The organism is Halosolutus sp. DAT137 (assembly GCF_059736405.1).
The window spans coordinates 200,057-206,372 of record NZ_JCAQID010000012.1 but is presented as its reverse complement, the minus strand read 5'-3'; the positions used below and the strand labels follow the sequence as shown (position 1 = coordinate 206,372).

Here is a 6,316-nt window from a genome sequence, read left to right as displayed (position 1 = left end):
AGCCATCAGGGGTACATAACCCCTTCGGACTGACGGTGTCCAGATCGACGGCGCGAGTGTATCGCGCCGCCGAACACATCACATCCGAATGCCCTCGTACATATAAGGGCACCGGATCGATCCCGCGCCGGAAACCACATCCGGCGAGGGTTTTTGCGTACCTAAACGGAGACGCCCTGTATATATAAGGGCGTCGTCTCGAAATGCCGGGTAACCGGCGTCGGTATCGCATCGATCCGTGCACCTGACGAGAGGGACGGATATGCTGTTCTCCTCCGTGCTGGAACACAGCCGAAGGACGTAGCGGCGTGCGCCACGTTGTTCGCATTACAACCGAGTGCCGGGTCGATACATAAGGGCGTCGTCTTGGAAGCCGTCTGATCCACGTTGATCAGTCTCGCAGTATGCGGTCTCGTTGGCGAGAATCGAAACGGCCGTACCCCGAACCAATCCCTAACAGGACGGTCAAGAGAGTGCTCTATCGAGAACGAAGCCGGTACTGCTACGACTCGGATACGAAAGCAAAGCGAACCATCGGTTGGCGGGGAGTTCCAAACTACTCGATCTCGATCGCGCCGTACATGAACCCCGCGTGGGGCGAACAGTAGTACGGCTGGGTGCCGGGTTCGTCCGCCTCCCACTCGAAGGTGGCACCCTCACTCGAGAGCGTCGCGTTGAACTCGTCACCGCCGCCCGACCGTCGATCGATCGACTCTGGTAGCTTCGTCACCATGGGACGGGATACGTCCACTACCGTGGTGGCGCTACCGCGGTCGTGTGCCGACGACGCTGAAGCGTCGGAGGTTTATTATCCCCGAGTCGTGACTGGTCCGAGTTCCGGCGACGAAAACCACGACGCGGCTGGGACCGCCAAGTCCGGTCAGTCGAAGGGACGCCAGTACAGCAGCGCGACGGTCAGCAGGAAGGCGATCGTCGACAGTTCGTACGCCTGCGCGTAGACGGTCGCGGCGACCGCACCGGAGGCCCCCGCACCGCCGGCGATCGAAGCGAGGATCGGCCACGAACAGCTAATACAGGCGAAGATTCCGAGGACACCGGAAGCCGCGGACGCCGCATCCAGGACGGTAACGTAAACCAGGTAGGCGAGGGTGAGGTAGCCGACGAGCAGGTACGGCGAGAGCGCAAGTTGCAGTTCCGGGCCCGCGTAGAACAGGGCGGGTCCGTACCCCGGTGGTACCGAGAGCGAGAGGTCGAGTCCACCCATCTGCTCGAAGTGCTGGATGTGACTCTCGGGGTGGTCGGAAAGGGCGACGATACTGTAGAGCCCGCCGAAATAGCCGAGGATGATGAAGTATGCGGTGGCGATCGCACCCGCACCGAGTTTCTGTCGTCGACTTCCGTCCGGTCGGGCGAGACGCCAGAGAACCCAGCCGCTGACGTTCAGCCAGATAAACGGGTAGACGTGAAAGAGCCCGAGGTGGGCGTTGTTGACCGTCACGTAGGTGATGATCAGCATCGCTTCGAGCAACAGGATGCTGGCCCAGACGAGCGCCGAGAACGGACTCGGGCGCGGGACCCACCGCCCAACGGTGGCGATCGAACTCACCGCCAGACACCTCGAACAGATGTCGACCGCTGCCGGACAATTCTCATCATCCGGACCGTAGCGGCGCGATCACAAATAGCCTGTCGTCTCGCGGTCACACAGTATTTCGCGGTTGTACATCGTCTCACGGAGGGGATTCGGATTCGAGTCGACGGCGGCCCCTGCCATAGATCGACGACCTATTTTCGTCGTGGAGCGTCCACGGGTGGGTCGGTCACACGGTCGTACGCCGCACCGGCGATCCGTTTCACGCCGAAAAGGATCTCGCGAAGCACGGGCGCACCGTCGGCCAGCCAGAGAACGGCGGCGAACGCGGCGAGGCCGAACTGGAGCCAGCGGTACGTCGTGAGATCGCCCGCGAGAATCGCCTCGTAATACTGCCCGAACAGGCGAAAAAAGGTATCAGAGAATCCAGGTGGCCGATCGGGGGCCGGGGCGTCGATCGGTGCGATCGGCCAGAGTACGATGCCGAGGTGGGTGGCCCCGCCGCGAAGGTAGCCGTCGAGGACGTCGGACGGGAGGTGCAATAGATAACCGACGGCGAACGCGATACCTGATCGGGGGCGGCTGGCCTCCCGGGAGACGATTCCGACGGCGATCGTCAGCGGCACCGCGAAAAAAATCGAGTGTCCCAGCGCGTAGCCCGTCTCGAAGACGCCGAACTCCCAGGCGAGGGGCTTGTCGATGAGATCCGGCAGGACCGAAGCGAAGACGACGGCGAACGCCTCGAGTCCGCCAGGCGAGTCACGATAGACGGTTCGAGCGAACAGCGAGTAGACGAGATAGCCGACGATCGCGTGCTCCCATGGCCACATACGAGCGAGGTGTATCGGGGCTGGGATAGTTATGGAGCTGTTATCCGAACCGGAAACCGCGCTAATCGCACGCCCTGTCTACGATTTCGCCGCCTTCACTCGAGATGACGCTGTGGCCGACCGCAACCGAGGTGACGGCGATCGATCGGTAATCGGTCGACGGTCACGCCGCGCCGACCTTCGGCATATCGCGAACGAACCGATCGTCTTCGAGACAGTCGAGGATGAACCGGGCGACATCCGCTCGATCGATCGATTCGACACCGAGATCGATATCACCGGCGCGGTACTCGCCCTCGGGATCGCCCTCGGTCAGTCGCGGGGCGCGGACGACGGTCCAGTCGAGGTCAGTTCCCCTGACGTACTCGACGTGGGCGGCCGCGTCCTCGAGGACCGACCGGGCGAGCAGTTTCAACAGCGCGCCCATCACGCGCCCGCCCAGTGAGACGGATTCGCCCTCTTCGCGGACGCCAGCGCCGACGAGGGTGACGAACCGATCGACACCGTGATCGTTCATCGCGTCGAGAATGTGTGCACCCGCACCGGTCAGGAGATCGTCGGGCGACCCGCTTGACTGTCCGAGCACCGAGACGACGGCGTCGGTCCCGGCAACGGCTTCAGCGACTCCCTCGCCGGTGTAAGCGTCGCCCTCGACGACGGTAAGTTCGTCCGCATCGAAGGGTAGTTTCGCGGGCGAGCGCGTGTGCGCGATAACGGTGTGGCCGCGATCGATCGCCTGGCGACAGAGCGGGATACCGGTCCGACCGGTCGCACCGAAGACTGCGAGTTGCATATCCTATACTTAGAGAGATGAAGTCTTAAGCTCGTAACTTCGAAGTTTCGAAGCAGCGGGTGTAAGGTATGGTTCGATACAGTGGTTACCAACACGAAGTATTAGAAACTCGAGGTCGTCAACCCGATATGGACGAGCGTACCGACGACACGCCCCCCGGAACGGATCGAGCGAGCGACGACCACCCAGGTAACGCCACGCCGCCCGACGACGTGCCGTCCCGCGGCCTCCGCTCTCTGGGAGCGGACAACGCCCGAGAACTCCGCGATCGTCTGGACCCGGCAGAGCGAGAACGGGTCGAAGAGACGGTTGCGGACCTGCTCGGCCTGTTCGGCAAGGCCCACGCGATCGCCGTTCTCTCGACGTTCGCGTTCGCGGACGGACCGCTCCGGTTCTCGGAGGTCGAACGCCGACTCGAGATTCCGGCGAACACGCTGACGGTACGACTCGACGAACTCGTTTCGGCGGGGCTACTCCAGCGAGAATCGTACGACGAGGTCCCGCCGCGAGTCGAGTACGAACCGACCGAGAAGGCCCGCGCACTGTTTCCCGCGTTCGGTCACTTACACGTCTGGGCCGTCGAGTACGACCTCGAGCCGATCGACGAGTAAAAGAGGTTGCAAAGCCGTTCGGAGCTTATTTCACAATAGTTCGAACTTCGAAGTTCCACCGTTTCCTCGAACTCGCCGGTTTAACCGCGTCGATGTCGTAGTACCTCCGTGACTGACTACGCGATCGAGGCGCGCAACGTGAGGGTGACGTACGCCGACGGGACGGAGGCGGTCCGCGGCGTCGACCTGCTCGTCGAGCGCGGCGAGTTCTTCGGATTTTTAGGGCCGAACGGGGCGGGGAAGACGACGATGATCAAGACGCTCGTCACCCTGTTGCGTCCGACGGCGGGGACGGTGACAATAAACGGCTTCGACGCGATCGAAACGCCGCGAAACGTGCGCGCGACGGTGGGCTACATGGCCCAGGAGACGAGCATCGATCCGGAACTCACGGCCAGAGAGAACCTGCGATACGCCTGTGACGCCTACGGCGTTCCCCGATCGGGGCGGGCCGATCGTATCGCAGAGTTGCTCGAACTCGTCGATCTCACTGACGTTGCGGACAAGGAGGCCGACGACTTCTCCGGCGGAATGAAAAAGCGTCTCGACGCGGCGACGGCGCTCGTCCACCGGCCGCCGCTGGTCTTCCTCGACGAGCCGACGACGGGTCTCGACCCTGCCGCCCGAAACCGACTCTGGGAGTACTTCCGGCGGATCAACGACGAGGGAACGACCGTCTTCCTGACGACGCAGTACCTGGAGGAGGCCGACCAGCTCTGCGATCGCCTCTCCGTGATCCAGAACGGGACCGTCGTGGCTGACGGCACGCCCGAGGCCCTCAAACGCCGCGTCGGCGGCGAGATCCTCGACGTTCAACTGGCGGATCCGGACCAGCAACGCCGGGCGATCGAGATCGCTCGCAGGGATGGACTCTTCGCAGCAGGAGCGACCGTCGATCCGATCGACGAACCGACGACCGCGGGACTGGCAGTGACCGCACGCGATGCCCGCAGCAAGGGGACTGATCTCCTCGTTACACTTCGGGACAACGGGATCGATGTCCTGGGGTTCGACGTCCGTGCCCCGACACTAGACGACGTCTTCCTCGCCGTCACCGGCGATCGGGGGACGGATCGAGCCGCGGATACCGACCGTGATGACAGTCTGCCCGTAGACACCGATCGAGGCGACGGTCGGTCCGAACCAACCGAACGGGACGGGGCGGCACAGGTCACCGAATCTCCGGCGATCGGTGACGGTGGTGCCGACGAGTCCGGCAACGACGGTTCCGACCAGCCTCATGAATCGATCGAGTCAGACGAGCAGGGCCCTCCTACCGGGGGAGACCGATGAGCACACCAGGTGCGACGATCGATCGCGCGGGCGGCGGCTTCGCGAGCGACGTCTGGGTGACGTTCGTCCGGTGGACGATCAAGTCCGTCCGGAATCCGTTCGTGCTCGTGGTTTCGCTGGTCCAGCCGATCATCTTCCTCGTCCTGTTCACGCAGGTGTTCGGCGGGGTCGCGACGGCCGCACTCGAGGGAATCAGCTACGAGACGTATCTCGTGCCCGCGATCGTCATTCAGGTCGCCCTGGTCGCGGCCGCGACCTCGGGGATCGGGCTGGTCAACGACATCGAGAACGGGATGTTCGAGAAGACGCTGGTCAGCCCGATGAACCGGACCGCCGTCTTTCTGGGCAAGACGCTGGCCGAGGTCGTCCGCATCGTGGTCCAGGTCGTCATCGTGCTCGGTCTCGGCGTCGCCCTCGGTGCCGAAATCGCGACCGGCCTTCCCGGCGCGGTCGGAATCGTCGCCATCTGCGTCCTGTTTTCGGTCTGGTTCACCGCGTTCTCGAACGTGCTCGCAGTGGTCACCCGCGACGAGGAGTCGACGATCATCGGCGCGAACCTGCTCCAGTTGCCCCTGCTGTTCGTCTCCAGTGCGTTCCTCCCGCTGTCGGCGTTACCCGGTTGGATCCGGACGGTCGCGGCGTACAATCCGATTACCTACGGCGTCGACGCGACGCGGGCGGTGATGCTCGGGGAGGACACCATGACCGTCGTCGAGGTGAGCCGGTTCGGTGGGATGTGGGACACGCTGGTGCCGGCGATCACCATCCTGTGTGCCCTGGCGATCGTCTTCGGAGCCGTCGCGGTCGCGGCGATCGGTCGCGCGGCGAGTGCGGACGTTCGGTAACGAACCGGTACCGATTTGCACGGACGACACTTTCCCGCCGAAATCACACTTACCCCCCGAAACCACACTCTCCCGCCGAAATCACACGCTCCCGACGAGACCACACACGATTTAGCGATCGTCGCCGTATCTCCAGCTATGGATCGATCGGGCTTCGTCAAACTCGCGATCGTCGCGTTCGCACTCGTCGTCGGGAGCTTCTTCGTCCGCGGGTTCAGCCAACTGCTCCTCGGCCGCGAAACCGCAGAGCTGTTGCAAGCGCCGATCGCGGTCGTCGGTTTCTGCTTGCTGGTCTACCTGTTCGTCAGGGCGACCCTCGACGCGGTCGGTATCTGGACCGTCGAGAACACCGAACGGTGAGACGGCCGAAGACGGAAACGGTTTTTCGCGGC

The 6,316-nt window shown here is 63.5% G+C and carries 8 protein-coding genes; 4 read left to right on the top strand and 4 right to left on the bottom strand.

The features are described from left to right. Positions 1-556: 556 nt before the first annotated feature. From AC6I6L_RS19350 to AC6I6L_RS19335, 4 genes are all read right to left on the bottom strand, one after another. The gene (locus tag AC6I6L_RS19350; RefSeq protein ID WP_497919410.1) at positions 557-730 is read right to left on the bottom strand and encodes a cupredoxin domain-containing protein; all 174 of its coding nucleotides are present in this window, start codon (positions 728-730) and stop codon (positions 557-559) included. A 150-nt stretch (positions 731-880) separates the two neighbouring features. Beyond that, positions 881-1,567 (bottom strand): DUF7546 family protein, encoded by a 687-nt coding sequence (locus AC6I6L_RS19345; RefSeq protein WP_497919409.1) that lies wholly within the window; start codon positions 1,565-1,567, stop codon positions 881-883. A 179-nt stretch (positions 1,568-1,746) separates the two neighbouring features. Beyond that, positions 1,747-2,382 carry a metal-dependent hydrolase gene (locus AC6I6L_RS19340; protein ID WP_497919408.1) on the bottom strand — a complete coding sequence of 212 codons (636 nt, stop codon included), beginning with the start codon at positions 2,380-2,382 and terminating at the stop codon, positions 1,747-1,749. A gap of 163 nt (positions 2,383-2,545) precedes the next feature. After that, positions 2,546-3,175: an NAD(P)-dependent oxidoreductase gene (locus tag AC6I6L_RS19335; RefSeq protein ID WP_497919407.1), complete on the bottom strand. Its 630-nt coding sequence runs from the start codon at positions 3,173-3,175 to the stop codon at positions 2,546-2,548. A gap of 128 nt (positions 3,176-3,303) precedes the next feature. On the opposite strand from AC6I6L_RS19335, the gene AC6I6L_RS19330 reads away from it, so the two are divergent. From AC6I6L_RS19330 to AC6I6L_RS19315, 4 genes are all read left to right on the top strand, one after another. After that, on the top strand, positions 3,304-3,786 hold the full coding sequence (locus tag AC6I6L_RS19330) for a winged helix-turn-helix transcriptional regulator (RefSeq protein ID WP_497919406.1): 483 nt from the start codon (positions 3,304-3,306) through the stop codon (positions 3,784-3,786). 108 nt (positions 3,787-3,894) lie between these two features. Further along, entirely contained in the window at positions 3,895-5,079 is a 1,185-nt protein-coding gene (locus AC6I6L_RS19325; RefSeq protein WP_497919405.1) for an ABC transporter ATP-binding protein, read from the top strand. Beyond that, on the top strand, positions 5,076-5,924 hold the full coding sequence (locus AC6I6L_RS19320; RefSeq protein ID WP_497919404.1) for an ABC transporter permease: 849 nt from the start codon (positions 5,076-5,078) through the stop codon (positions 5,922-5,924). The genes AC6I6L_RS19325 and AC6I6L_RS19320 overlap by 4 nt, the downstream gene beginning before the upstream one ends. A 138-nt stretch (positions 5,925-6,062) precedes the next feature. Then, a complete protein-coding gene (locus tag AC6I6L_RS19315) occupies positions 6,063-6,284 on the top strand; it encodes a hypothetical protein (RefSeq protein ID WP_497919403.1) in 222 nt (73 codons plus the stop codon). The last annotated feature ends 32 nt before the right edge of the window (positions 6,285-6,316 follow it).

What these genes read in the sequence shown, in the direction of transcription:
- AC6I6L_RS19340 (WP_497919408.1), bottom strand. Translation starts at nt 2,382, where the DNA reads ATGTGGCCATGGGAGCACGCGATCGTCGGCTATCTCGTCTACTCGCTG.
- AC6I6L_RS19335 (WP_497919407.1), bottom strand. Translation starts at nt 3,175, where the DNA reads ATGCAACTCGCAGTCTTCGGTGCGACCGGTCGGACCGGTATCCCGCTC.
- AC6I6L_RS19330 (WP_497919406.1), top strand. Translation starts at nt 3,304, where the DNA reads ATGGACGAGCGTACCGACGACACGCCCCCCGGAACGGATCGAGCGAGC.
- AC6I6L_RS19320 (WP_497919404.1), top strand. Translation starts at nt 5,076, where the DNA reads ATGAGCACACCAGGTGCGACGATCGATCGCGCGGGCGGCGGCTTCGCG.
- AC6I6L_RS19315 (WP_497919403.1), top strand. Translation starts at nt 6,063, where the DNA reads ATGGATCGATCGGGCTTCGTCAAACTCGCGATCGTCGCGTTCGCACTC.